25 protein-coding genes and 1 riboswitch are annotated in these 26,665 nt (G+C 46.1%); of the genes, 3 read left to right on the forward strand and 22 right to left on the reverse strand.

Going from position 1 to position 26,665, the window contains the following annotated elements; all coding sequences use genetic code 11:
• Positions 1 to 48: 48 nt before the first annotated feature.
• The 3 genes from BK126_RS05695 to metA are packed head-to-tail and all read right to left on the reverse strand — an operon-like array spanning position 49 to position 3,352.
• The gene (locus BK126_RS05695) at positions 49 to 1,218 is read right to left on the reverse strand and encodes an aminotransferase class I/II-fold pyridoxal phosphate-dependent enzyme (protein ID WP_076311677.1); all 1,170 of its coding nucleotides are present in this window, start codon (positions 1,216 to 1,218) and stop codon (positions 49 to 51) included.
• Positions 1,211 to 2,398, reverse strand: coding sequence for an aminotransferase class I/II-fold pyridoxal phosphate-dependent enzyme (locus BK126_RS05700; RefSeq protein ID WP_076311678.1), 1,188 nt, complete (start codon positions 2,396 to 2,398; stop codon positions 1,211 to 1,213). Before BK126_RS05700 ends, BK126_RS05695 begins: the two co-directional genes overlap by 8 nt.
• Before the next feature lie 36 nt (positions 2,399 to 2,434).
• Positions 2,435 to 3,352 (reverse strand): homoserine O-acetyltransferase MetA, encoded by a 918-nt coding sequence (metA, locus tag BK126_RS05705; RefSeq protein WP_076311679.1) that lies wholly within the window; start codon positions 3,350 to 3,352, stop codon positions 2,435 to 2,437.
• A 137-nt stretch (positions 3,353 to 3,489) separates the two neighbouring features.
• A riboswitch (SAM riboswitch) is annotated at positions 3,490 to 3,616 on the reverse strand.
• Positions 3,617 to 4,079: 463 nt separating this feature from the next.
• Here metA and corA point away from each other — a divergent pair.
• The gene (gene corA / locus BK126_RS05710; protein WP_076311680.1) at positions 4,080 to 5,015 is read left to right on the forward strand and encodes a magnesium/cobalt transporter CorA; all 936 of its coding nucleotides are present in this window, start codon (positions 4,080 to 4,082) and stop codon (positions 5,013 to 5,015) included.
• Between the two features lie 84 nt (positions 5,016 to 5,099).
• On the opposite strand, the gene BK126_RS05715 is transcribed toward corA, so the two are convergent.
• The 17 genes from BK126_RS05715 to BK126_RS05795 form a co-directional block, all read right to left on the reverse strand.
• A complete protein-coding gene (locus tag BK126_RS05715) occupies positions 5,100 to 6,104 on the reverse strand; it encodes an HRDC domain-containing protein (RefSeq protein ID WP_076311681.1) in 1,005 nt (334 codons plus the stop codon).
• Between the two features lie 188 nt (positions 6,105 to 6,292).
• On the reverse strand, positions 6,293 to 7,195 hold the full coding sequence (locus BK126_RS05720; protein WP_076311682.1) for an ROK family protein: 903 nt from the start codon (positions 7,193 to 7,195) through the stop codon (positions 6,293 to 6,295).
• Between the two features lie 21 nt (positions 7,196 to 7,216).
• Entirely contained in the window at positions 7,217 to 7,825 is a 609-nt protein-coding gene (locus tag BK126_RS05725; protein WP_076312560.1) for an MOSC domain-containing protein, read from the reverse strand.
• Between the two features lie 279 nt (positions 7,826 to 8,104).
• Positions 8,105 to 8,995, reverse strand: a complete 891-nt coding sequence (locus BK126_RS05730) for a 5'-3' exonuclease (RefSeq protein ID WP_076312561.1) — start codon at positions 8,993 to 8,995, stop codon at positions 8,105 to 8,107.
• Between the two features lie 129 nt (positions 8,996 to 9,124).
• Positions 9,125 to 9,484: an arsenate reductase family protein gene (locus BK126_RS05735; RefSeq protein ID WP_076311683.1), complete on the reverse strand. Its 360-nt coding sequence runs from the start codon at positions 9,482 to 9,484 to the stop codon at positions 9,125 to 9,127.
• A 4-nt stretch (positions 9,485 to 9,488) separates the two neighbouring features.
• On the reverse strand, positions 9,489 to 10,466 hold the full coding sequence (locus BK126_RS05740; protein WP_076311684.1) for an RluA family pseudouridine synthase: 978 nt from the start codon (positions 10,464 to 10,466) through the stop codon (positions 9,489 to 9,491).
• Positions 10,463 to 11,032, reverse strand: coding sequence for a cob(I)yrinic acid a,c-diamide adenosyltransferase (locus tag BK126_RS05745; RefSeq protein ID WP_076311685.1), 570 nt, complete (start codon positions 11,030 to 11,032; stop codon positions 10,463 to 10,465). The genes BK126_RS05740 and BK126_RS05745 overlap by 4 nt, the downstream gene beginning before the upstream one ends.
• A gap of 13 nt (positions 11,033 to 11,045) precedes the next feature.
• A complete protein-coding gene (locus BK126_RS05750) occupies positions 11,046 to 11,588 on the reverse strand; it encodes a bifunctional adenosylcobinamide kinase/adenosylcobinamide-phosphate guanylyltransferase (RefSeq protein WP_076311686.1) in 543 nt (180 codons plus the stop codon).
• A 60-nt stretch (positions 11,589 to 11,648) separates the two neighbouring features.
• Positions 11,649 to 12,203, reverse strand: coding sequence for a hypothetical protein (locus tag BK126_RS05755; protein WP_076311687.1), 555 nt, complete (start codon positions 12,201 to 12,203; stop codon positions 11,649 to 11,651).
• Positions 12,204 to 12,305: 102 nt separating this feature from the next.
• Entirely contained in the window at positions 12,306 to 12,569 is a 264-nt protein-coding gene (locus BK126_RS05760; protein WP_047910005.1) for an aspartyl-phosphate phosphatase Spo0E family protein, read from the reverse strand.
• A gap of 111 nt (positions 12,570 to 12,680) precedes the next feature.
• A complete protein-coding gene (locus tag BK126_RS05765; protein WP_076311688.1) occupies positions 12,681 to 13,895 on the reverse strand; it encodes an aminotransferase class I/II-fold pyridoxal phosphate-dependent enzyme in 1,215 nt (404 codons plus the stop codon).
• A gap of 15 nt (positions 13,896 to 13,910) precedes the next feature.
• Positions 13,911 to 14,411 (reverse strand): Lrp/AsnC family transcriptional regulator, encoded by a 501-nt coding sequence (locus BK126_RS05770; RefSeq protein ID WP_076311689.1) that lies wholly within the window; start codon positions 14,409 to 14,411, stop codon positions 13,911 to 13,913.
• A 171-nt stretch (positions 14,412 to 14,582) separates the two neighbouring features.
• Positions 14,583 to 14,963, reverse strand: a complete 381-nt coding sequence (locus tag BK126_RS05775; protein ID WP_076311690.1) for a spore coat protein — start codon at positions 14,961 to 14,963, stop codon at positions 14,583 to 14,585.
• Between the two features lie 16 nt (positions 14,964 to 14,979).
• The gene (locus BK126_RS05780) at positions 14,980 to 15,216 is read right to left on the reverse strand and encodes a hypothetical protein (protein ID WP_076311691.1); all 237 of its coding nucleotides are present in this window, start codon (positions 15,214 to 15,216) and stop codon (positions 14,980 to 14,982) included.
• 132 nt (positions 15,217 to 15,348) lie between these two features.
• Positions 15,349 to 16,569: an MFS transporter gene (locus BK126_RS05785; protein ID WP_076311692.1), complete on the reverse strand. Its 1,221-nt coding sequence runs from the start codon at positions 16,567 to 16,569 to the stop codon at positions 15,349 to 15,351.
• Positions 16,570 to 16,781: 212 nt separating this feature from the next.
• Complete coding sequence (locus BK126_RS05790; RefSeq protein ID WP_076311693.1) at positions 16,782 to 17,399, reverse strand: hypothetical protein; 618 nt, start codon at positions 17,397 to 17,399, stop codon at positions 16,782 to 16,784.
• A gap of 149 nt (positions 17,400 to 17,548) precedes the next feature.
• On the reverse strand, positions 17,549 to 19,912 hold the full coding sequence (locus BK126_RS05795) for an endonuclease MutS2 (protein ID WP_076311694.1): 2,364 nt from the start codon (positions 19,910 to 19,912) through the stop codon (positions 17,549 to 17,551).
• A 149-nt stretch (positions 19,913 to 20,061) separates the two neighbouring features.
• Between BK126_RS05795 and BK126_RS05800 the strand changes: the two genes are divergently transcribed.
• Positions 20,062 to 20,415 (forward strand): phage holin family protein, encoded by a 354-nt coding sequence (locus BK126_RS05800; protein ID WP_076311695.1) that lies wholly within the window; start codon positions 20,062 to 20,064, stop codon positions 20,413 to 20,415.
• Between the two features lie 229 nt (positions 20,416 to 20,644).
• Positions 20,645 to 21,028 carry a cupredoxin domain-containing protein gene (locus tag BK126_RS05805; RefSeq protein WP_076311696.1) on the forward strand — a complete coding sequence of 128 codons (384 nt, stop codon included), beginning with the start codon at positions 20,645 to 20,647 and terminating at the stop codon, positions 21,026 to 21,028.
• A gap of 64 nt (positions 21,029 to 21,092) precedes the next feature.
• On the opposite strand, the gene BK126_RS05810 is transcribed toward BK126_RS05805, so the two are convergent.
• Positions 21,093 to 24,041, reverse strand: coding sequence for a hypothetical protein (locus tag BK126_RS05810; protein WP_076311697.1), 2,949 nt, complete (start codon positions 24,039 to 24,041; stop codon positions 21,093 to 21,095).
• Positions 24,042 to 24,186: 145 nt separating this feature from the next.
• Positions 24,187 to 26,637 carry a phenylalanine--tRNA ligase subunit beta gene (gene pheT / locus BK126_RS05815; RefSeq protein WP_076311698.1) on the reverse strand — a complete coding sequence of 817 codons (2,451 nt, stop codon included), beginning with the start codon at positions 26,635 to 26,637 and terminating at the stop codon, positions 24,187 to 24,189.
• Positions 26,638 to 26,665: the final 28 nt, after the last annotated feature.

The raw sequence follows: 26,665 nt of genomic DNA on the forward strand, positions 1-26,665 counted from the left end.
TCTTTTGATCTAGATATATATGATTAGAATCATATACAATATTGAATTTTACCGGTTAGCTGCTAAGGCCTGATCCAGATCTGCAATCAAATCATCGATATCTTCAAGTCCTACAGAGAATCGCAACAGTCCGTCTGTAATTCCTCTGTCCAGCCTGAAATCCTGAGGCATCGCCGCATGCGACATCATGGCCGGGTAAGAGAGTATGCTCTCTACCGCGCCAAGACTTACCGCAACGAGCGGAAGCTTGACTGCATTCAGCACCTGCTTGGCACGCTCTCCCGACCCGACGTCAAAGGAGACGACTGCACCATAACCAGTAGATTGACTCTCATGAATCTCTCTTCCAGGATGATCCATAAGACCAGGATAGTATACAGCATCAATATCCGAGCGATTGGTCAGCCATGCGGCAAGCTTGGCCGCACTTTGCTCCGAATGTGCCATTCTTGCCCCCAGTGTCTTCATCCCGCGCATGAGCAGCCAGGATTCCTGTGCACCAAGCACCGTACCCAGCCCATTCTGGAGCTTCTTCAGCTCATTGGCGATGGCCTCTGTCCGGGCAACAGCAAGGCCCGCAAGCACATCGCTGTGTCCTCCGAGGAATTTCGTGGCACTATGCAGTACGATATCCACTCCTTGTTCAATTGGACGCTGATAATAAGGGGTCATGAACGTATTATCAAGCAGTGTAATAAGTCCTTTCTCCTGAGCCCAAGCCGTGACACCTGCGACATCGGTAATACGAAGTGTTGGGTTCGACGGCGTTTCCATAAATACGGCTTTGGTATTTGAGCGATATGCAGCTTTGACCTGGTCCAGATCCGTCATATCCACAAATGTCGTTTCAATATTCATCCGGGTCAGAATCGTACTGAGCAGACGGTAGGAACCGCCATATACATCTTCCGTAGCGATAATGTGATCTCCCGCAGATAAGATCATTAACGCACTGGAGATGGCGGCCATCCCGGAGGAGTATGCAAATCCGCGAACGCCTCCTTCCAGTAAGGCAATATAGTCTTCTAGCGCCTGACGAGTCGGATTCCCAGAACGGCTGTAATCATGAACCGGCGGAGCGAAAATATCATGATGATGAAAAGTAGATGCCTGGTAGATCGGTACACTGGAAGCGCCTGTGCCTTCATCAATTTCTGCTCCGAAATGCAGAAGCTTCGTATCAAATTTATAGGAGTCGTCACGGTCTTTCTTACTCATGTGCTGCGCCTCCCTCAAGCTCTTGATGAGCCTTATCGAATGCCTGGCTTAAATCAGCAACGATATCATCAATATGCTCTATTCCGACAGAGAAACGAAGCAGGCGCTCATCAACACCAATGGCATCGCGAATTTCTACCGGAATGTCCGCATGGGTCTGTACAGCCGGATAGGTCATAAGCGACTCTACTCCACCCAGGCTCTCCGCAAAAGCTACCAGCTTGATATGTCTCAGGATGGGCTCAACGTATCTTGCATCCTTCACTTTGAAGGACAGAATGCCCGTGTTGCCGCTGGATTGTTTATTTTGAATATCATGTCCTGGATGATCCGTAAGAGCAGGATAATAGACATCTGTAATCATGGAGTGCTTGAGCAGGAATTCGGCCACTTTGGTTGCGTTATATTCATGGCGCTCCATACGCAGCGCGAGTGTCTTCATACCGCGCATAAGCTGATAGCTGTCGCTTGGCGAGAGTACAGCTCCGATTGAATTATGTAGAAATGCCATCTCTTCCGACAGCTCTTTCCCCTTGGTTACAATGAGGCCACAGAGTACATCATTATGACCACCCAGATATTTAGTAGCACTGTGCACAACGATATCAGCGCCAAGCTCAATTGGACGCTGGAAGTAAGGCGTAAGAAGTGTATTATCCACAATAGACAGTAACCCATGTTTACGTGCCCAGCCGCACACTTTTTCAATATCTGTAATCATCATAAGAGGATTTGTCGGTGTCTCAATAAAGACAGCTTTGGTATTTTCATTTCTTACACTTTCGAGTGCATCAATATCATTCGTGTCCACATAGCTTGCGGTAATGCCATTCTTGGACAAGATCCGTTCCACCAAACGATACGTACCGCCATAGAGATCAAGCGAAATGATCAGATGATCTCCTTGTCCGAACTTGGCAAAGATCGTCATAATAGCCGCCATACCCGAGCTGCATGCGAATCCTGCATCACCAGATTCCAGCTCAGCTGCTGCTTCTTCAAGAACCTTTCGGGTTGGGTTTGTCGTACGAATGTAATCAAATCCAGTGCTTTGACCAAGCTTTGGATGTCTGAAGGCAGTGGATTGGTAGATCGGGAAATTAACTGCCCCCGTTACCGGCTCTTTCACTGATCCAATCTGTGCTAATCGGCTTTCAATGTTTAGTTTATTGTCTCCCATTCGTAAACATCCTCCTCTAAGTTAGGTAGAATTCACTTAAATCTGTGGTCCAATGTCATACGGCGTCTCTTGGTATACATAATAGTTAAGCCAGTTAGAGAAGAGCAGATTCGCATGGGCTCTCCAGGTAGATGGCGGAACCTTACTTGGATCGTTATTTGGAAAATAGTTATACGGAAGCTTCACATCAAGCCCTTTGTCCTTATCCCGATCATACTCCCATTTCAGAGATAAGGGATCGTATTCGGAATGGCCTGTTACAAAGATTTGTTTTCCATCCTCAGTAGCTACAATATAAACCCCCGCTTCTTCTGACTCGGACAAGATCTCAAGCCCAGGAACCTGCTCAATATCTTCTCTTGTCACCTCGGTATGGCGAGAATGCGGTGCGAGGAATACTTCATCAAAACCGCGAAGCAGCTTGACATGAGATTTGTTGATCGTATGATGGAACACGCCAAAGCATTTTTCAGGAAGGCCTACCTTCGGTACATTAAAGTGATGGTATAGACCTGCTTGAGAGGCCCAACATATATGCATTGTTGAGGTTACATTGGTCTTGGTCCATTCAAAGATCTGCTGGATCTCTTCCCAATAGGTCACTTCCTCAAAATCCATCTGTTCTACCGGTGCACCGGTAATGATCATGCCGTCAAAACGAAGATTCTTAATCTCATCAAATGTTTTGTAGAACATATCCAGATACTCTTGGGACGTGTTCTTGGATACGTGAGACTTGGGATGAATGAGTACAACATCAACTTGAATGGGTGTATTACCAATAAGACGGAGCAGCTGTGTTTCCGTCGTTTCCTTCGTAGGCATCAGGTTGAGTATCCCGATACGAAGCGGCCGGATATCCTGCCTGTACGCATGGCTTTCGTCCATGACAAAGATGTTTTCTCCTGCAAGTACTTCCTTGGCCGGTAAAGCGTCTGGAATTTTAATTGGCATTAGTACTCCTCCTTATATGGTGTTTGAAGAGCGAATATCATGAGAGAGCATGGGGGAGCAGAATATTTCGTCCTAACACAAAAAGACCTCACTCGGTAATCGAGAAAGGTCATCTGTTCGTATTCGAAAATGCGCCTCTCTCATCTCTCAATTCGTCTATAGCCTTAATAAATAAGATCAGACGACTGCAAGAATTAGCACCGTGCGTATTCGCCGGTTGCCGGGTATCATCGGGCTAGTCCCTCCACCTACTCTTGATAAGATTTCGCTATATTTTATTGTCATATACCCATTACTATAATGATTAGATCGTTATTCGTCAAGAACTGGGCTGTCAAAAATAAGCACCAGGAGACAGCTCATGAAAATAAAGCACCAGATGTGCTTCACATACATAGACTACCTTTGAATAGTGTAATATTTTCATTCTTGATTGCTTAATTCGAGAGCGTTATACTAGTCAAGTGTTAAATATCAAAAATGATGGGGTGACGTAAAATGGAAGGCGACCCGAGGCCTAGCTGGCAGCCGAATAAATATAACTATATAGGATGTACCATCAGCTTGCCGGTTGGACGGGAGCGCATATTTTACGGGCGAGACCTCTTCTCTATACCTGCTTAAATTGTGTGACCCTTCACTTTACCAGCACTGATGCGTTCACTTTCCTTCGTTATTCAGCTTGTCCCTATAACATTTACGGGAGATTAATAAGGAGTGGATACACATGAAAATAAGACTGGTGAATGAAGGAGTTTTTACTCCGCTTGACAACATTGAAGATACAATTACTCCTCCCGCTGAAGGGTTCTACTGGATTGATGCAGATGTCGACGATCTGGCTGTGCTGCAGCCTCTCTTCTCCATGCATGATCTTGCCGTTGAAGACTGTCTCAGTGAGGAAGAACAGCGTCCAAAGCTCGAAATATATGAAAGCCATTATTTTATCGTTGTAAACAGCATCCGGTTTGATGATGAGGAAATATTTTTACGTGCCGTAAACCTATTTCTTGGTAGACATTATATTATTACGGTTACCAAGCAGAAGATTAACGAGCTTCGCACACTCAAGCCTATTCTCTGGGAGGAAGAAGTCAGCACACCGGACCGTTTCCTCTATTACCTCGTCGATTCAATCGTTGACAATTATTTTACGGTTGGTGACCGGCTTGAGGCACGGATTGATGAGCTGGAGGAAGACATTCTGATGCACACCAAAAAATCGCATCTGAACGAGATCATTGGTCTGCGAGGTGAGATTCTGTGGTTAAGAAAGGCGCTGTCTCCACAGAAAGAAGTCATCAATACACTTAACAAAAAAGATCTGCGGTTAATTGATGATCAGCTTCAGAAATATTTCAGCGACATTTATGAAAATGCGGTGAAAATATCTGAAACCTTCGATACACTCCGCGATCTGATGGGGAACTTACGTGAGGCTTATCAGTCCAGTATTTCAAACCGTGCCAATGAAATCATGCGTGTGTTCACGGCGATTACTACGGTGTTCATGCCGCTGACTCTGATCACAGGCATCTATGGGATGAACTTCACCAACATGCCTGAACTGAATTATAAGTATGCTTATTTTATCGTTATCGGCGTGATCTTCGCGCTCGGCCTTTCTATGTATTGGATATTCCGTAAGAAGGACTGGATTTGACCTCATCTTCGACATTGTAAATAGAATGATGTAAGGGTCCGGAGCTGTCTGAGACAGGGTTCCCGGACCCTTTATATTATTAAACTAGCCGACCTGGCGATCTGCCTCTGTCTGTCTTCTAAACCGAATTCGAACCATACGCAGACGCTCGTATAGCTGATCCAGCGGCCCTACAGAAGAAGGATCATCGCCATATACACGCTGCAGTACCGGCTTCAAGAAGCCCGTGCCCAGCTCATCATAAGCATTCCAAATCTGCTCCTGCTCTTCATCGGTCATCCATACCAGCTCCTTGGCAATCAGTGCCTCTGTATCGTATCCTCCCTTCTCCAGCTCCTCGAGAAAATCAACCAATTCTCTTCGTGTCAATCCAGAGCTTGTACTGATCTCATCCAGAGAAAGATTGCTGGCAATACCTGATAGTACAGTCTTCTTTAATGTAAAACGCTCCAGCTCTTGCTTATACTTCTGCTCCTTCTGCTTGAATACCCAGGATTCATATTCCTCTTCATTCAGAACTTCATGCACCCAATCCAGCGGAAATGCATGCTCTCTTGCTTCATTTACCGTAATGGCGAGAATTTCCTCTCCGTACTCTGCCGCCTTATTATCACCGACACCAGGCAGTTCACGCAGCTCCTCCAGCGTATGAGGAACATAGGCACTGATCATTCGAAGCAGCCGATTGCTGGCAATAAAATAAGGGGCTTTGCGCTCCGTTTGGGCCTTCCTTCTCCGCCATACACACAGCTCCTGATATAATTCCTCACGTCCATAGAGCTCACTATAGCACTGAAGCTTGGTTGCCCCTTGATTTCTCGTTCTTGTGTCCCCTGCTTCATGAAACACGCCTTCAATCAGTGGTCTATATCCCTCGCTCATCTTGATCGCCAGCTGCAGGCGATAAATATGCATCATTTCATTCCATGATGTACCTTCATACCAAATGTCCGAGAACTCCTCTTCCAGGCTGTTCTTGTTCCAGCCCAGCTTCCACATTCCTTCTTCCTCTCCAATCCATAACTGTGCATAAGTCACTTCCGCTCCAGGAGCCGTATTTGAAAGCTGGTTCATAAATACAATCTTCATGCTATTCATCCTCCTCCTTAAGTCAGCCCAGCACGTACAACAAGACCACAAAAAAAGCACCCCTCCCACATCTAAATGCGAGAGAGGTGCTTCCTCATGAAATCCGTACTGTTCTGTTAGTCAACATCATACCATAATTGATAATTATTTCAAGAATGGATATGCGGTGTGATCAAAATTTAATTCGTCTAGTTCAATCCCAGTTCGATTTTGGCGTCTTCTTTGGCCAGCTTGGCCAGTGCAAGCGCACCACAGATCCCGGCATTATCACCCAGTTCAGGATAAACAACGTATTCGTTGATCCGCTCCATAATGCTTGGATGCTGAACGTAACCTCCGAGCAGCTTCTTCAGCTCTGCTCTTACTTGAGGGAAGAGCTGTTCCTGCTTCATGACACCGCCGCCCATAATAATCTTCTGCGGAGAGAGAATGAGCACATAATTTACCAAAGCCTGAGCCAGATAATAAGCCTCCATCTCCCAAGCCGGATGATCTGCAGGAAGCTCGATGCCTTGTTTGCCCCAACGTTTGGAAATCGCAGGACCTGCCGCGATCCCTTCCAGGCAGTCACCATGATATGGACAAAATCCCTCGTAAGTATCATCCGGATGACGTCTTACACTAATATGCCCCATTTCAGGATGTGACAGGCCGTGAATTAGTTGTCCAGATACTACCGCTCCTGCCCCAATTCCAGTACCTACCGTAATATAAATGCAGCTGTCCAGCCCTTTTGCCGCTCCCCAGGTATATTCTCCCAGAGCCGCTCCATTCACATCGGTATCAAAATTCATCGGAACCTGAAAATGCGATTTCAATTCTCCAATGATATTGTAACCACCCCAGAAAGGCTTTGGAGTTGTCGTTATATGACCATAGGTAGGACTCGATTTGATAGGATCGATAGGTCCAAACGACCCTACACCAAGCGCCTCAATCTCATGCTGTTCAAAAAAAGAGATCACCTGAGCCATCGTCTCTTCCGGCGTAGTTGTTGGAAAGCTGACTCTTTCAAATACCTCACCTTGCTCATTACCTACACCACATACAAATTTTGTTCCACCAGCTTCTATTGCACCAAGTACTCCCATGATTACCCCTCCGTTATTGTTCTAGGTTGTCTCCAGCTTTGCCAGCCGTTTGCTGAGTGTTTCTTTCCAGCTTGCCGCAAGAGCTGAGAGCGATAGCAATTTCTTAATGGAGCTAATATCCGTCTTTCGGTGATGCATGATAACATTAGCCTCCATTACACTTAAGGAATCCTGTTCTCTTGATTGCAGTGTCAAGGAATCCTCTGAAGACACATAACCCTCTGTCAAGACACGAAAATAATAGCCCGTCAATCCCGTAGTCTGAAAATGAAGCGGGAGCTCTTTGTACTGATGCTTCAGTCCAAGCTTGAAGCATGGCACCCGAGGCTGGCTGATCTGTACAACTGCTTCACCCAGCTGAAACGTATCGCCGATATATACATCGGTTTCACCAAACCCCGATACGGTTACATTCTCACCGAATGCTCCAGGATCGAGAGAGCGTCCCATTAAATCCTCATACACCGGGTATGCTTGATGGCTGAAGACACATACCGCCTTATCCTCACCACCATGATTGACTAGATCCGCCTGTTCATCACCATGAAAGCCTGTTCTGGATAAGAACAGCCGCTTCGTTGTAGAAGATTTGTATATCGCGGAATATATCTCTTTGCTGCCATTCATCATCTTCACTTTACTTCCTACATTTAACGAAACCACATGGGAAGATGCAGCATCTCTCGTCAATTTTAACGCCTCCGTCTATCATTTGATTTCACTTTTATGTAATCGCTTACCATCAAGTTTGAACCTTCCGGGCACACAACTCAAGTACTATCATTACCCGAAATCGATTTTTGGTCAATTGGTAATGTACAATTTTTTATATAAAAGAGTGCCGACCCATAATCAGCCAGCACCCCTATTCTCTAATTCCTTAACCTTATCGACAAGAATAATACTATCTCAGCCGATCGCTACTCCCATCAATGAGCAAAGACTCTTCATCTCCAGCTCCTCAAACTTGCTAATGATCTGCGCATGATCCAGAACAAGCAAACTGCTCTCAAGCGAGCATGCAACAGGAACCTCACAATGAATTTTTGCAAGCTTACGAGATAAATGAAGCATGTCCATATCTGCTTCAATCTTCTTGCGAATGGACGGAGATAGATCATCCATATGCTCCAGAATTCCTTCAATGGAATCGTACTCTTGAACCAGCTTCATCGCCGTCTTCTCGCCGATTCCTCTTACGCCGGGATAGTTGTCGCTCGCATCTCCCATCAAGCCCTTCATATCAATGATTTGCCGTGGATGGAGCTGCTTCTCTTCGTACAGAGATTCCGGTGTATATACTTTATAATTGCCGTGACCTTTTTTCATAATAATAACCTTGGTTCGTTCGTTCACCAGCTGCAGCAGATCATGATCCCCAGATAAGATCATAACGTTCATATCCAGCTCTTCATTGTAAGAACGGCTGAGTGTTCCTAAGCAATCATCCGCCTCATAACCAGCAGCACTAATATTCGGTACGCCCAGGCTGTCCATTACTTCTTGAATCATAGTAAATTGTGGTACTAGATCTTCGGGAGCTTCTGGTCTGTTTCCTTTGTAATCAGCGTAATGTTCACCGCGGAACGTTCCACCGCCCAGATCCCAGCAGCATACCACATGTGTCGGATTAAAGGTCTGCACTGCATCCCAGAAATAACGGATAAATCCATATACCGCATTAGTTGCAATACCGTCCTTAGTCCGTCTAATATAACCGCCTGAAGCTGTGGCATAATACGCCCGAAACAATACTGCCATACCATCGACTAATAATACCGATTGATCTTTTGTTTCTATACTCACGATTGTTAACGCTCCTGTTCTATTCCATGCTAATCTTTACTCCCCGTATTATAGCACAGCCACATTCACTGGTGGGGGTTAATCGCTGGAAAGAACCTTGCTTCCTTATGCTAAATTTAGCAATCAGCTCCACATGTCCTGATACTGCTCTTCCTTGAAGCCAACGGATACTTTACTGCCGTCAGTAACAATCGGACGCTTGATTAATCTGCCATTGGAGGACAACAGCTCGATCTGCTCCTGGCTTGACATCTCTTTCAGCTTGTCCTTCAGATTCAATTCCTTATATACTTCACCGCTGGTGTTAAAGAATTTCTTGAGTTCCAGTCCACTGTTATTAACCAGCTCTGTCAGCTTCTCTGGGGCTGGAGGCTCTTCAAAAATAGGAATCAGCGTGAGCTCATGTCCGCGCTCTTCCAGCCATTTAACGGCCTTGCGGCAGGTGCCGCACTTTGCATATTGATAAACTGTCAGTTTACTCATGTCGTTAAATCTCCTCATTATTACGATTCATAGTTGTCTTTAGCTTCTGATCCAGCCTCTGTATATCTTCTGGGAGCGGCGCTGTAAAACGTATTCTATGGCCTGTGATCGGATGAACGATGGTCAGCTCGCTCGCGTGAAGGGCCTGACGCCCAATCCAAGTGTGAGCGAGCGCAAGCCGTTCCTTGGAGGTATCCGTCCAATTCGGTGCAGCTTGTCCATAGAATGAATCACCGATTAAAGGGCAGCCCAAATGCTTCATGTGTACTCTAATTTGATGCGTGCGTCCGCTCTCAAGCTTGATTCGGACTTTGCTGGCCCATTCATACACTGTTTCGACTTGATATATCGTCCTTGCAGCATAACCGTCCGCCGTTACAATCCGGCGATGAGGCTCACTCGGATCGCGGTCAATCGGTTCATCCACTACACCCTCAGAAGAGACAGGATGACCGAAAACAACAGCAGTGTAATATTTATCAACAGTGCCTGCAATCATCTGTTCAGAAATATGCTGATGAATATACGGGTTCTTGGCAATGCACAGCACGCCTGAGGTCTCTTGGTCCAGTCGATGCACAGGTCTGAAGCGAACCTGTTCCCCTTTTTGTGCCCAATAATATACGACCCCATTCGCAAGTGTTCCCGTATAATGTCCATGAGTCGGATGAACAATGATTCCGGCTTGCTTGTTCACAACGAGCAGATGCTCATCCTCGTACAAGATGTCGAAGGGGATATTCTCCGGTAATATATCAGTGGAAGTTTCCTTCTCCATACGAAGCTCTACAAGATCTCCGCTGCGAACCTTGACACTGATATATACTCTTTCACCGTTCAACTGAATTCCTTGCTCTGTCAACTTAAGCTTCGACATCAACTTGCGTGAAACACCTAATCTGCGCTGCAGAATCGTCTTCAGCAGCATCCCTTCATCTTCTGGCTCTACGATATAGGTAATTGGTTCATAATACGTTATCATTTACTGCGGAACACCTTTTTACTTCGAATATATTCAACGTCCGGAATACCTGCACGAACATTAGCTGTACGGGCGATGACAAAGAAATAGTCAGACAAGCGGTTCATATACAACCTTACAGCTGGATTAATATCGGTATGCGAACCCAGGGTCACCATGCGACGTTCTGCTCTGCGGCATACCGTCCTGCACACATGCAGAGCTGAAGCAAATGGGCTTCCGCCTGGAATAATAAATCTCTCAATTTGAGGATTCTCTTCTTGATGGAGATCAATCCACGCTTCAAGCTGGCCAGCAAGCTCAGCAGTTACTTTGTAATCCCCTTCTTCAAGCTTGACAAATGCCAGGTCTGATCCGCAGTCGAACAGCTCCTGCTGGATTTGTCTTAACTCTTCACACAGATCCTCATACTTTGAATCGGTTTCGGCCAGACTGATTGACTGACCAACGAAGCAGTTAAGCTCATCAATCGTTCCATAAGCCTCAATTCGGTCATCATCCTTGGGCACTCTTGCACCGATAACCGATGTTTTACCCTTATCTCCCGATTTGGTATATATTTTCATCATAACCCTCCAATTAATAGCGAATCTGACCTTTGCTGATATCTGCAGCTATTCCCGAGATCAGCATAAATGCCTGGTCACTTCTTGAAGCGATCAAATGATTCATTTCAGCCATCCAGCTGACAAAGCATTTCTCGTCCTCAGATGGGTGGAAGCTTCCATGCATTTCATTTGTCACGATGAGAAGTAACCCTTGATAAGATACAATAACCTCTTTTAACATATCCACTTTTGCCTTGATCTTCATTCGATCTGCTGTATTCCAGCAGGACTCCATTTCACCTGCCAGCCAAGCCGTCAAGCTGTCCACAACGACGATTCGTCTCTCCGCTATAAACAAGTTGGATTCACGATTAATATGATCCAGCACATCTGGCAGTGAATGCTCAGCATTTATATGTATTGTCCGAAGTCTGGCGGGTGTCCTCAGCTCATCAAGCCTGTCTTGATTGTCTGTTGCTGTAACATATACCCCTTCACGGGCTAGTCTTGAGGCATAGGAAAGGGCAAATCGGGTTTTACCGCTGCTTACTCCACCTGTTACCATAATCAGCATTTTATAAAACCACCTACCTCAAAAAATAAATTACAGCCCCTTCTGAGCAGATGATACATCCTATTCTGTAAGCGCCTTTAAAACTTCTATAGACATTTGCTCATCCTGAGTCGAGATCGGAATCGTCGCAAACAAATTTTTCGCTGCATACTGCAAATCTATGAACATCGACATTTCTTCGAGCGGTATTCCGAATAAGTGCTCCCCTACAATCGGGTCACTGGATAGATCGCCATTCTCGTCGCGGGTGTAAATTCCCCCTTCGAATACGCCGCGGCTATATGCTTCCTGATCAAAATCATTCTCGAGAGGAATGTTGGAGCCGTCTGCGCCATATATCTTCATATCCTCTTCCGGCAAAATAATAAGATCATGTTCCCTTGCTGCATACTCCACTAAAATTTTTTCCTTGGAATACATTGGGCTGGCAGAGACTTCAATAACCGGAGCTTCTCCGAGCTTCTCCTGCAATTTGGTCTCAAGCTCCTCAGCAATCACAGACATGTTACCTTGGTTGTCAATCATAAATATGGAGAACTTATCTTCGTTACCACAGCCGGATAAAATCCCGACACACAATGCCATTGTAGCCGCCAAACTCCATCTGCCTCGCATGTGTATGACTCCTCCTTTTTTCCCTTATTTCACATCATATCACAATTGAGATGGACAAAAAAAGAAGACCCTCACTCGGGTCTTCTCTATAGGAGAAATAAGCTAAGCTTTCTTAGGATATGCCTTCATATATTCATTGATCTTCAAATCCAGCAGGCTGCTGATTTCAATCACAACGTCTGAAGTAAATGACTTCTCTTCCAGAAAGATTCGTTCCATCTTGCTGCGCAGGATATGAATTTCATCTTCCAAAGAAAGACCACGAGAAGATGCTTTCTCCGAGTTGGTGAGCCAAGTTCCGCTGCTTTCATTATCAACAGCATATTGACCACGATATGTCGGCAAATCATATTCAGCACAAAACAAGGTAACCCCTCCCCAGAATCTATATCCTAATGGATTATAACATACAACTTAACATATAGCAGTGATAAAAGTGACATTTTTCGGAAAATATTTGTTATGCTTACATTATTATTAACCCTGTTTCTCAAGTTTGTAAACAAAATTTCCGATTCTTTCTAAAGCTTCATTAAGCTGAGCTAAAGAAGTAGCGTAGGAGCAACGTAAGAAGCCCTCTCCTCCTGCTCCAAAAACACCGCCAGGAACAGCCGCTACTTTGCCTTCCGTAAGCAGTCGTTCTGCAAAATCGTCCGATGTTAGACCCGTTTGCTGAATGCTCGGAAACGCATAGAAAGCTCCTTGCGGCTCATGGCAGTCCAGTCCAATATCTCGAAAGCCCTGAACGATGAGACGTCTGCGCTGATTATAGGACTCAATCATCCGGTCCTTCTCTTCCATACCGTTTGTTAATGCCTCAAGTGCTGCAACCTGTCCCATGGATGGCGCGCACATCACCGTGTATTGGTGAATCTTGAGCATCGCCGATATCAGATCGGAATGACCACACATATAACCAATCCGCCATCCGGTCATTGCAAAGGCCTTGGAGAATCCACTCACTAGGATCGTGCGGTCACGCATTCCGGGAATCGAAGGGAAGCTGACATGCTTCTGATTGTAAGTAAGCTCTGCATAAATTTCATCGGATATGACGATGAGATCATGCTTCTCCACAACTTCTGCAATGGGCAGCCAGTCCTCATAGGTCATTGTTGCCCCTGTCGGGTTACTCGGATAACACAATATAAGTACTTTCGATTTGGGCGTAATCTTCGCTTCGAGTGCCTCTGCCGTCAGTTTGAAATTATTCTCTGCCTTGGTTTCGACGCCTACTGGAACACCGCCGCCAATCGATACGATAGGTGAATAAGCAACATAACATGGTTCAGGTACTAGGATTTCATCTCCCTGAATAATCAAAGCACGCAGAGCAAGGTCAATCGCTTCACTACCGCCTACGGTAACAACAATCTCATCCTTAGGATCATACGGCGTATGGAAGCTCTTATCCAAATATTCGCTGATCGCTTCTCTCAGCTCCGGCATTCCGGCGTTGGAGGTATAGCTCGTAAATCCACGCTCAAGTGAATATACAGAGGCCTCGCGCATATGCCAAGGGGTAATGAAGTCCGGCTCTCCCACACCAAGTGATATGATTCCTTTGTTATCACCGACGAGATCAAAAAACTTCCGGATCCCCGAGGGCGGGATTTGCTGAACACGAGGAGCGAGATAAGAACTCATCGACCTAGGTTGTGCATCCTTCTGCTGATCTTGGTTAATTAACATATCTCATACTTCCTTTTATGGCGAAATCAAGAGCCGCTTATCTTCTTGATGCGGTTCAAAAATAATGCCGTCTTGTTTGTATTTCTTCAAAATAAAGTTCGTCTTCGTCGATAGCACCGAATCGATCGGCGACAATTTCTCCGATACAAAATTAGCGACTTCACGCAGATTGCGTCCTTCAATTTCTACAAGGAGATCATATGCGCCGGACATAAGATACACGGATTTGACTTGTGGGTACAAGTAAATACGTTCCGCGATCCCTTCGAATCCTCTGCCGCGTTCCGGTGTAATCTGTACTTCAATCAGGGCAGTTACCTTCTCATCGTCCACTTTGTCCCAGTTCACAACGGTTGCGTATTTAACGATAACATTGTCTTTTTCAAGCTCTGCCACCGCACTCTTCACATCTTCCTCCGAGGCTCCAAGGAGCGTCGCGATCAGCGCAGGACTTCTTCTTGCATCTTCTTTGAGTAAATCAAGCACTTTTAGTTTCAAATCATTAAGTTCTGTCATGCATTTCCCTCCAGTGGTTATACGGGTCGGCTCTAACGGGCCATGCAACACTTCTTATCGAAGATTAAATATAATATTACATGAATTTATTATTACTGCAAATAAAAAAACCGTATCTCCCTTTAATCAACAGAAGATAACGGCTTTCGAGTCAATTGGACAAATTTCGTTTTACATATAATTCGGTTTGTGCGCTTCGATGTTGGGCTGTTGTGCATAAGGGGCATTGCCTGCTGAAACATTTTTAGATTGAATAAATTGCGTGAGCTCCTGTTTCGTCTGCATTTGCGTTTGAATCTCTTTGTTCAGATCCATTTGCAGTGCGTTGCCTGGAGCCTGATACATATTGTGCTGCTGCATTGTATTGAATATCTGGCCTTGCAGCTTGAGTGTGTCCATTGTAAGATCGGTGAACATCTGTCTTACTACAGGACAAGCAGACTCTGTTGTAGCTGTCGTATATTCTCTTACCGTTCTCTTGAGGTTATCTAAAATGGATTGCATCAGATCGGCTTCGGGCATAAACAATGGATTATTTTGCTGGTTGTTCATCTGTATTCCTCCTTCGTTAATTCATCGGATGCGTCGGTGCCAATGGCTGATGCTGCTCAAGTGCTTGGAGCAGTGTATCTGCATGCTGTTGATGTGTCATGATATGCTGTTCAAGAACTTGCTTGATTGCATGGTTTTGAATACTCGCTGCTGTCGCAGCACACTGCTTAATCAGCAAGTTTTCATTGGACAAAGAATCGCTTATATAACTGAGCTCTTTACCGGAAATGGCCTGCATTTGTTGTGATTGCATAATATCCTCCTTAAGTAGGCGTCTTCATACTCCCTGCTTACCACTTATCCATTCATAGATTCCAATCAGGGAATCCTGCATATTGCGCCTTAAGTAGCTTGTCCTGGCGAACAAATGAATATGTACGCTATGTTACTTTGCCGAAGATTTGTTGACGGGCTGAGCTTGTAACAGTCTCCGGATCATAAACCAGCTTAGTACAGGCGACAGACCCAGGATAATCATAAGCCATGTGATCGTCTGCGTAGATTGATTGATCTCAAGAACAACAATAAAGATAACAATGCCGACCACTCTGCCGATGGTTAGACAAATTTCACGCAATACGACAAGCTCAACCCGCTTGGACACGTTCTCGCCGCTGGTTCCCATCAAATCAAATACCGATGAAATCATGGGCAGAATATACAAAGGCATGAAGATCGCTGATCCAACCCCTTGCAGGAGCAAAGTTCCGTAACTTACGGTCCATAGCAGTGGAAGCGTAAATAAGAATAACAGAGCAGCCCCGACCAAAGTCCCGTAATAGCGATAGCCCGGCTTGTACCATTTTCCGACAACACGGTAACTAACTAATGCTACCAATGAGGTGATCAGATAAAACTGTCCCAGCTTCGCTTCTTGGGTTGTCGCAATGTATACGAGCAGATTTACCAAGAATGAGAATACCCCTTCTCGAACTCCTTGAGCTGCAAGTGCTGGAGCCGCCCATCTCCAAGGACTCCCCTTCTCGCTTAATTGCTTCACAGGCTCGTTCCAGCTGTAAGTGCCTTCTGCTTTCCTCTTCTTTAAGAAGAAGCTGAACACGACCCCAATGCCAAATACCAGCATAGAGATCATAAAGATATATTGATATCCTTGGTTGCCAACAGACAATGAAATAATCATCCCTGAAATCCAAGGACCGACAATGCCGACCAATGATCCAATCAAGCCTACCCAGCCGTTGAATAGATCACGATTATCACGATCTGTGACCTCGAAGTAAACGACATTAAAGGCAAGCCAAAACAATCCGAGAGACGCGCCCAGCAGTAAGCCTAATGGCCAGATGTAATCCACTGCATGCTTATCAAGCCCCAGAACGAGTAGATAGAACACACCTGATAATAAGATGCCCAATCGAAGCGCATTCATTTTGTTGTGTTCTTTCACCCATTTGCCAGCAAGCCAAAATGTCAGTACCAGCCCGATCTGCTGACTGATTGTGAACCAGCCGATCATGGCAAAGTCTTGTTTGCTCTTCCATAGAAAAACGTTTAGAAAAGTTCCGGATAAAGCACCAGCAAGTACAAACAGTCCATTAATTAGCAGGAGAAGCCGTGATTGTTTGTCGAGATGAGTTTTACTCATGTGCTAATCCACCTCCACAAATTTTGTTATATAGCTGAAGAGCACAAGCATGTGCCTGCAGAAATAATCAAATCTTAATATGTCCTCTCCTGTGAAAAAATCGTTCTGTTCAATTATTTACTATATATTGGATGTGGTTGCCTAAAAAAAAGCACATGCTGCGTCGAAGCAGTCATGTGCTTAGGTTCATAAAATTGAGATTAAATGACTTGTTACTGTGAGCTAAGCCGCTTCACCATACGCAGCCGATCTTCGGTTGCCAGACTATGTGTCGTTGTGAAGCAAGCAGGACATACGTACATCTGGATTCCAAATGGCGCCTCTAATGGATGAAGCGCAGATTTGGCAGCAGCAAATTGATCCTTCTTCACCGTCTGTACCCCTGCATGGAGCATAAACTCACGGCAGTTCGGACATTCAGGGACTTCCTCTTGTTGATCCAATATGGATTGAACCGTCTCTCCATATTTCGCCATGTTCAGACCAGAATCTTCATACGTATCCAGTGCTCTTACACTTGGAAGTATTGTATCCGTTTCGTCCTCCCATAGGTTACTATAATCTTCGTCCGATTCGTTTGCCTGATTAGACTCCGTATGAAGCAGTTCCTCTTCATCCTCGGTAAGAGTCACATTTAGCGTCCGATATCCTTCTAATGACTCGGATTTGGAGTTGCTCTGGTCAGCTTCCTCCTTCAACGTATCTTCTTCGACTTCAGCCGTTCCCTCCAGTGTGAGGGGATTATTACAATAAGGGCATTCCTCTTCAGGTCCTAGCTCCTCATCCCATACAATTTCAGTTTGACACCATGGACATACAGTAGTTTCCACTCTATTTCAACCCTTTCTTCTTATCCCATTCTCATCTTCGCCTATTACCCATTTATCATATACACGACCCCTGCTACGAAAAAAATGACAGCCGCAGCAAACAGAACCCTGATCAAATTTTTCATGGGTGCCTCCTGTAACAAGGTTATTTATTTCAGTTCAGCAACGGTAACTCCTGTACCGCCTTCTCCGTAGTTGCCCAGTCGGTAGCTCTTAACGTTCTTGTGCTTGCGAAGATATTCCTGTATGCCTGAACGGAGAACGCCGGTACCCTTGCCGTGAATAAGGTACACCTGACCTAAATTCGCCATGAAGGCTTCATCAATAAAGCGGTCTGCCTCAACCAAAGCCTCTTCGAGATTAGCACCTCTGAGATCGAGCTCTGATCTGACATGCTCATCCCGAGTACGCTTGACTCCTGTTACATGTCTTGTCGCTCCCGCCCCTTGCTTTTGAGCCTGCGGTGTATCGATTAACTCTAAATCGGTAAGTGCTACTTTCATTTTCATAATACCGAGCTGAACCAAGGCCTCTTTGCCGGCTAATTCAACGACATGACCTTTCTGATTCAAACTGGCCACCTTAACTTCATCACCAGGTTCAATTCTCCGAGCTTGAGCCGCTTTTTTAATTTTTTTCATGCGCTCGGCTGGTTCAGCATCACTTAATGCTTTGCGTGCGGCGATGAGCTTGTGCTCCTTAACAGAAGCCCCTTCCTCAAGCGCCAGCTTACGTAGATCACGAATAATTTGCTCTGATTCCTGGCGAGCTTTGGCAATGATCTCCCGTGCCTCCTGCTCCGCCTTCTCAATGCGTCTGTCCCGCTGTTCCTCGAGCTTGCTGATCTCCCGCTCATGATGATCACGAAGCTGCTCCAGATCCTTTCTCAGCTTCTCGGCACGTTCCTTCTCCTGCTCTGCTGTCAGGCGATTCTGCTCCAGCGAAGCAATCATGTGCTCTACTCGCTGATCATCTTCTTTGACTTCCCCGCGGGCATAATCAAGAATATCAGACGGAAGTCCCAGACGTTCTGCGATGGCAAATGCATTACTGCGTCCTGGAACACCAAGCAATAGCCTATAGGTCGGACTCAGCGTATTGACATCAAATTCCATACTCGCATTAATGACACCTTTGCGTTCATAAGCATAAGCCTTCAGTTCACTATAATGAGTCGTTGCAATCAAGCGGCAGCCTGTGGAATGAATGTGTTCAAGGATGGCTATTGCGAGTGCAGAGCCTTCTGAAGGATCGGTACCGGCCCCAAGCTCATCAAAGAGCACAAGGCTTTTCGGTGTCATTTCCGACAATATTCGAATGATATTCGTCATGTGGCTTGAGAAAGTACTGAGGCTCTGTTCAATGCTCTGCTCGTCACCGATATCGGCATAGATGGCATCAAATACACATAACTGGCTCCCATCCTCTGCGGATACGAATAAGCCGGACATGGCCATCAGACTTAAGAGCCCTACCGTTTTGAGCGTAACGGTCTTACCACCGGTGTTGGGACCGGTAACAATGATCGATGTATACGAATTTCCTAGTTCTACATCTGTTGGAACAACCTTATCTATAGATATAAGCGGATGTCGACCTTTTTTGATCTTCATGAAGCCACGGTCATTCATAATAGGCAAGGTTGCTTTCATTTCCCGAGCGAGACGTGCTTTTGCAAAAATAAAATCCAATGTCCCCAGCAATTCGACATCGATGGCAAGCAATTCTGCTTGTTCTCCAACAAGAGCCGTCAATTTCTGCAGAATCACTTCAACTTCACGTTCTTCGCGCATTCGCGTTTCACGAAGCTTGTTATTCATAGTAACAATGGATTCGGGCTCGATAAAAAGCGTTGCACCTGACCCCGATTGATCATGAACAATCCCGCCAAAGTGCGCACGATATTCGGCCTTTACCGGAATGACGAAGCGATCACCGCGAATCGTGACAAGCTGATCCTGAAGCATTTTGGACACCGAAGATGAACGGATCATCGAATCGAGCTTCTCTCTAATTCTGGACTCCCCCGTTCTTAATTCACGACGGATTTGGGACAAATTAGCGCTCGCCGAATCCAATACTTCTGCGGAATCATCGATACATAATTTAATTGCATCCTCAAGTGGTTTTTGTTCAGACAATTGCTCACTCAGGAAGATTAGCTTGTCCATCTGAATTTCTTCCTGCATGCCATCCAGCAGGCGTTTAAGTCTCCGTGCGGTGTGAACCGTATTATGGATGGACAGCAGTTCATGGGGACTTAATGTTCCGCCAATTCGAGCTCTCTTCACTGCAGAACGAATATCCACAATACCGGAAAATGAAGGTATCCCTTTCAACCGATCCACATTGACGGCCTGGTCGGTTCCAGACAGCAAATTTTTAACTTCCTCCAGATCGCTGATCGGAATTAAATTTTCAGCGTTGTGTTTACCCATCTCTGTTTGCGTGTATAGAGATAATGTATTTAAAATTTTACGATATTCTAACGTATGCAAAATTTTTGAATCCAATGTGACAACTCCTCTCGGGCTCTATTTGTATTATAGCGAAAGAGCAGGACTTGTGCCATTTGAGAATGATGCCGCACATAAGAAATGCGGGATTGTTACATAATAATATTGCATACGGAGTCTGTTCATCAAAAAAGGAGGACAAAATCATGAACATTTTAGGAGCTATCGTCCGGTTTATTGTAGCCGCAATCGTATTGTTACTTGTTGGCTGGATCGTTCCGGGCTTCTCAGTAGGCGGATTTGGCAGCGCGCTGATATTGGCCGTTGTCATCGCATTGTTAGGCTGGGTCATTGAGAGCATCTTCGGAAAAAGAGTCTCACCTTTTGGCCGCGGTATCGTCGGATTCTTGGTGAGTGCGCTCGTGATCTGGCTGTCTCAATACATCGTCGACGACGTTTCCGCGAGCATCCTGGGAGCCATCCTTGCAGCATTAGTCATCGGGATTATCGACATTTTTGTACCAACCCCGTTTGATGCAGCAAAAGGAAATCGAAAATAAGAAACAGATGTGAAATCATCTGTACACTCGAAAAGAGTCTCCTTATCAATATAAGGAGGCTTTTTTTCTTGGATACAGTTCTCACTTATCTGCTTCCCCATTCTAATGAGTACTATCGGATGTGCTTACAAATTGTTTGCAAAATTCTCACATAAGGAAATGCACAACCCTATTCTTCTGAGGTATCATGGTAGTACATTATGGATTTTATTTTGGGAGGCCTTGCGTGATGAAAAAAGTCAGCTATCTGCTATGCACCGTGATGCTGCTCTTCTTGCTCGCTGCGTGCGGACAAGACTCTGCGGAGAATCAAGGCAGCGGAATTACTGAGCCTGAAGTTGCTGCAAGTGACGAGATCGTCATTAAAGCAACAGATTACGAATTCGATCAACCAGAGTATCGCATCAAAAAAGGAGTGCCTGTACGTGTCGTATATGAGAATGCAGAAGGGAACCACGGAATTATTGTACCCGGTCTTAGCCTCCAGCTTGATCGAGATACAACATCCAAGGTCATCACACCGGAAGAAGTAGGTGAGTTTGAGATCGCTTGTTCTGTATTTTGCGGTACGGGTCATTCCACAATGATATCTAAGATTATAGTTGAAGAATAATGAGCAAATAAGCCTGTCCCAGCATCTTGTTAGATGTTAGGACAGGCTTTTGCTATAGCATGAATCAGCTCTGATCCTGCTCAATCAGTTCAATCCATTCGTTATACTCGGTCTGAAGCTTCGTGTATTCATCCTGCAGCTGACGATATTCATGAGCCAGATTCTCTGACTTGTCCTGCTGCATCTCACGCTCCACTTCTAGAAGGCGCAGCTGATGTGCTGTTACCTCATATCGTTCTACAACATCCTGGAGCTCAGACTCAAGAGCCTTCTTCTCCCCTTGCAAGGAATTCAAGCTCGATATCGCTGCATCCTTCTCTCGTTCCAGCTCAGCCAACCGACCGTCTCCTGCAGCAACCTGCTTCTGCCAGCTGCTGACCTCTTCAGCTAACTTGCTGCGATCTTCTTCCCATTCCTGCTGCTGTGCTGCCAGCTTCTCATATCTCGACTGGAATTCCTGCTTCTGACGCAAGGCTTCTTCCTGAAGCAGCATCCAATGCTGTTCCTTATGAGACCACTCCTCGAGCTCAGTCTTTAAGCTCTTCTCATGCTCATTCCATTGGTTCTGCTCTGCACGCAGCTTGGATACAGCTTCTTCAAGCTCCTCGTATTTGAGCTGCCATTCAATGGCTTCTTCCTCCGCTTCATTCAGCAGGGATTGGCGTTTCGACATCTGTTCCTTGACTTTGTCATGCTCAGCTTCGATCGCAAGCAATTGCTTGCGAATGTTAGCCTGCTCTTGTTCGTATTCGGAAATGAGCTGCTTGTACTGTTGTTCCTGACTTACCGACTGCTCATAATCAGCTCGAAGCGCTTCATAGTGCTCCTGCAGTTCAGGAAGCTGCTGGGATAGTGTTTCTCGTTCAGACTGTACACGCTTCATCTCTGATGAGATATGCTCCAGCTCACTGCGCACACTTTGAAGTTCAGCTTGCGTCACTTCTAAACGTTCAGTCGCTTCAAGAACCTCTGTCTCCAGGGCACTGATCTCTTGTTTATGCTGCTCTGCTGCCATTCTCCAGCTCTTCTCGCTGCCCGACAGCGACGCAACCTCATTCTGCAATTGTCGTGTTGCTGCATGAGCCTGCTCCAGCACTTTCTGTAGTCGCCGCTGCTCCTGCTCGGCCTTCTCACCAGCCTGCTTAAGACTGGAGATCTCACGCTGACTCGCCGCATGCTGATCCTGAATCTTACGAAGCTGAGCAGAGCTTGCAGCTTCTTTATCGATGGCTTCCTGAATTTTGACCTTAAGCTGCTCAGCTGTCTCATGGGCCTTGGCCGCTTCCTGCTCTGCTGTACGCAGCTTGGCTTGAAGGGACGAGCTGTTATCCTTCACATCGGATATCTGCTGTTCAAGCTCCTGGATTCGGCGAGTCTGCTTCGCAATCGTATCCTGCCCTTGTGAAGCAAAGGATTCAAGCTCGGAGACGCGAGTCTGCTCCTGTTCCAATCTGCCAGTAAGCTCCTTCAGCTTGTCTTCTTCCTCGGCAAGCTGGGCAAGAGCCTCCTCTAGCTGGTTATCCGCTTCAGCTCGTTCTTCCTCAAGCTGCTGCTGGAGCTGTTCAAGCTCCTCTTTGAGCTTCTGTTCACGCTCGTTATACTTACGCATAAGCTCATCCTTAACGGAGTTGAGCTCTTCACGATATTGCTCATAAGCTGCTGCTTCAGCTCGCTCTGCTTCCTGAACAGCCAAGCTCTCCGCTTCCTTAAGCCGTTCCTCCATCTCGCTCTTCGCTTCGCTCAGTCGTTCCTCGTACGCTTCCTTCATTTCGGCAAGATCACTGTCAGCCTGCTGAAGCTGATGATTCAAATCATGAACTGATTTCTCCAGCACCTTGATTTGTTCCTCAGCTTGAGTCTTGAAGTTGAGGAGCTCTGCACCCTTGGCCTCTTCATCCAGCAGCATTTGTGTTATTTCATCAACCTGCTGCTGTGCTTCAGCTTCAGCCTGAGCCTTAACAGATGCGATTTCTTGAAGCTGTGCCTCCTTGAACGCACTTAACTTCGCTTCTGCTTCCTCCTCTGCTGTGAGGATCCGTGCATCTGCTGCTGTCCGCACTTCTTGAATCTTGATATTAAGCTGCCCTAGCTTGTCCTCGCTTACCTTCAGTGCATTCTTCCATTCCTGCTCCTTGGAGCTCAGCGTCTTCTGCCACTCTTGCTCTTTGAGATTCAATTGCTGCTCCAGCTTGGCATACTTCGCTGCTGCTTGGTCTGTTAGTTCCTTCAGCTTGGCCTCATGCTGTTTCTGAAGAGCCGCCTTCTCTGACTGTAGTCTTGCTTCTAACTGATTCCGCTCCTGCAGAATCTTGTCTGCTTGTGCTGACTTCTGCTCAAGCTGCTTCCGCAGCTCCCGCTCCTTGGAGGCAGCTTCTTCGATAAGCTTGTTATGCCTTGCTTCCTGCTCAGCCATTTCATTCTTGCGCCTTGCTTCAAACTGCTCTGTCAGCTCTTTCTGTTTCTGCTGTGCCTGCTGCTGCCACTTCTTCTCATTCTGCTGCGAACGATTAAGGAGCTCGTTATAGCTTTGCTCGGCTTTTTTCAGCTCCTCTTCTCGAAGGAGTGTCTTCGACAGTGCCTCTTCCAATTGCGATTTCAATGCACGCTGCTCTTCATTACGCGCCTTCTCCAGCTGTGCGAGTGCCTGCTGTGCATTTTGCTTCTCTTTATCCAGCTCAGCTCTTGCTTCTTCAAGCTGCTTCAATTTCTCCATCTGCTGTTCATAAGTATCTTGAAGCTTCGACAATTCGCTTCCCAGCTGAGTCTTCTCACCGGTTACCATCTTCAGCTCATTCTTGATCTGTTGAACCTGCAAGGATTCCTCAGCCATATGTACTGCAGTCAAGACGGCTAGTCTCGGTGTATCCAGTCTGGAATGGGTCTTGGATATCGCATTCATTCTTTCGTCAACCAGGCTTGCAACCTGTTTCATATATTCGGCACTGCTGCCGACCAATTTATAAGAAGTCCCGTAGATGTCTACGGTGACGCGTGTACGATTAGGTGTAGTCACAGTTGTGCCCTCCTTCATGTCTGTCTTGTTGATTCTAAGTTGAAAAAAAAATCACATCGAACCTTGATGTTTAAGGATTCGATGTGACTTAGGGCAATTCCTGCAATTTTTTTCTCAAAAAATAAAGGGTAAATCAGGAAAAAACTTATTTGCGAAGTTCAGCCCCGGTTTTATCGGACAGATCCGTCAGCACTTTTGTATGAACCGCCGTAATTTCCTCTTCGGTCAGTGTGTGATCCTTGTGACGGTATGTTAGTGCAAGGGCAATACTCTTCTTGCCTTCTCCCACTTTCTCCCCTGTATAAATATCGAATACTTGAACAGATTGAAGCAAATCACCAGCTGACTCCCGGATCGAAGCCATCAAGACGCCGGCTTCTACCGATTGCTCTACAACCACGGCAATATCACGGGAAACTGCTGGGAAGCGCGGCAGCTCACGATAGACAAGTGGAGGAAGAGCCCCATCATACAAGGCTTCAAGTGACAATTCGGCTATATACGTATCTCCTAGATCATAGGCCAGCTGAAGCTCAGGGTGGACTTGACCAAGTGTTCCTACGAGCAACTGCTCCTCATCGGATACCTTCAGATAAATGGAAGCCGAGCGTCCTGGGTGATAGTCCTTCGGCTGATTCGCAGCGTAGCTGATTCGTCCTTCAAGTCCGAGATATGCAAATATGGATTCCACAGCACCTTTGAGATCAAAGAAATCAACCTTCTCAGCTGTAATATTCCATTGCTTCTCAATTCGATTGCCGGACAAGAGCAGAGACAGCACTGGAATTTCCTTAGGCTGCTTGGTCAGTGTCTCTTCTTCTGTATAGAAAACACTGCCGATCTCAAACAGGGCGAGACTCTCCTGCTTGCGATTACGGTTATACTGTGCAGCTTCCAGCATTTGTGGAAGTGCGCTTGTTCTGAGTACGCTGAGCTCTTCACTCATCGGCATGGCGAGCTTCACAGACTTGCTGCCTGCCGTCAGGGCTGAGAACTGTGTTGATCTCTCCGGATTAACGAAGGAGTAACTGATCATCTCCTGATATCCTCCGTTAGATAAGAGACCACGCAGTGCTCTGCGGATGACCTGAGGCTTCGTGAGTGATCCCGGAGTCGTAGGTCCTTCAATTACCGTTGTTGGAATATGATCGTATCCGTATAGACGGGCAACCTCCTCAATAAGATCCACATCCCGAGTAATATCTCCCCGACGTGTTGGAACAGTGACATGAAGCTCGTTCTCTTGAGCCGTTTCATATGAGAAATGCAGGCGATCAAAAATCGCATGAATTTCCTCAGCAGAGAGCGATGTCCCCAGATAGTTATTTACTTTGCTCACAGAGAGAGCAATCACTCGTTCTTCATTGGAGCCTGATGTGGACTCCACGATTCCCGGATGCACATTTCCTCCAGCATAAGCACTGATCAGTGATGCCGCTCGGTTCAATGCAGGAATGACAGAACCAGGATCCACATTTTTCTCAAAACGAAGACTGGATTCTGAGCGCAGTCCGAGTTCGCGTGATGTCTTGCGAACTGTAGTACCGTCAAACTTAGCTGATTCCAACAAGATATTAGCTGTATCACTCTTAACTTCGGAATTCTGTCCGCCCATTACTCCAGCAATTGCTACCGGCTTAACACCATCTGTAATCAGCAGCATCGTGTCTTTCAGTTTACGTTCCTGATCGTCCAGCGTAATCATCGTTTCGCCTTCTGTGGCTTTGCGAACAACGATATGGCCTCCCGCTAGCTGATCCGCATCAAATGCATGCAGCGGCTGGCCATATTCCAGCATAACGTAGTTGGTAATATCCACGATGTTATTGATCGGGCGGATGCCGGCTGCCATCAGTCGATTTTGCATCCATAGCGGAGATGGCTTAATCGTTACGCCACTAATATATCTAGCCGAGTAATGAGTACACAGCTCAGGAGCATCGACTTGAACGGAGATATGGTCTGCTGCCGCTGAGCCGGATTCATTAAGCTCTGCTTGTGGTACGGGTAAAGTGATATCTCTGCTCAAAATAGCACTAACCTCGTAAGCAGCACCAATCATGGATAATGCATCCGAACGGTTAGGGGTAAGATCAAGCTCAAGCACATGATCGTTAAGACCCAGCACCTGCTCAATCGGTGTTCCTACTTCTAGCTCAGCCGGCAGTACAAGAATTCCTTCCTGCAGCTCTTTAGGCAAGAGCTTGTCATTTAGCCCGAGCTCTTTGGCAGAACAGATCATCCCTTGGGACAGAGCGCCGCGCAGCTTGGCTTTTTTAATTTCAAGACCGCCGGGCAATTTTGCTCCGACAAGAGCGACAGGAACCTTCTGACCTGCATCAACATTTTTCGCTCCGCATACGATCTGAAGCTCTTCCTCAAGTCCAGCGTCGACTTTACAAATGTTCAGCTTATCTGCATCTGGATGCTTTTCTTTGCTGGTTACATAACCGACGACAACTTTGGTCACACCTTGATTCCGATTTTCCACAATATCAATTTCAATTCCCGCACGTGTGATGCGTTCAGCCAAATCCTGAGGTGCAACACCCTCTAGAGAAATATAATCAGATAACCATTCTGTTGATACTCTCACGTTACGATCACTTCCTTCTATTTATATA

The sequence above is a fragment of the Paenibacillus sp. FSL H7-0326 genome, from assembly GCF_001955535.1.
GTDB classification, from domain to species: domain Bacteria; phylum Bacillota; class Bacilli; order Paenibacillales; family Paenibacillaceae; genus Paenibacillus; species Paenibacillus shunpengii.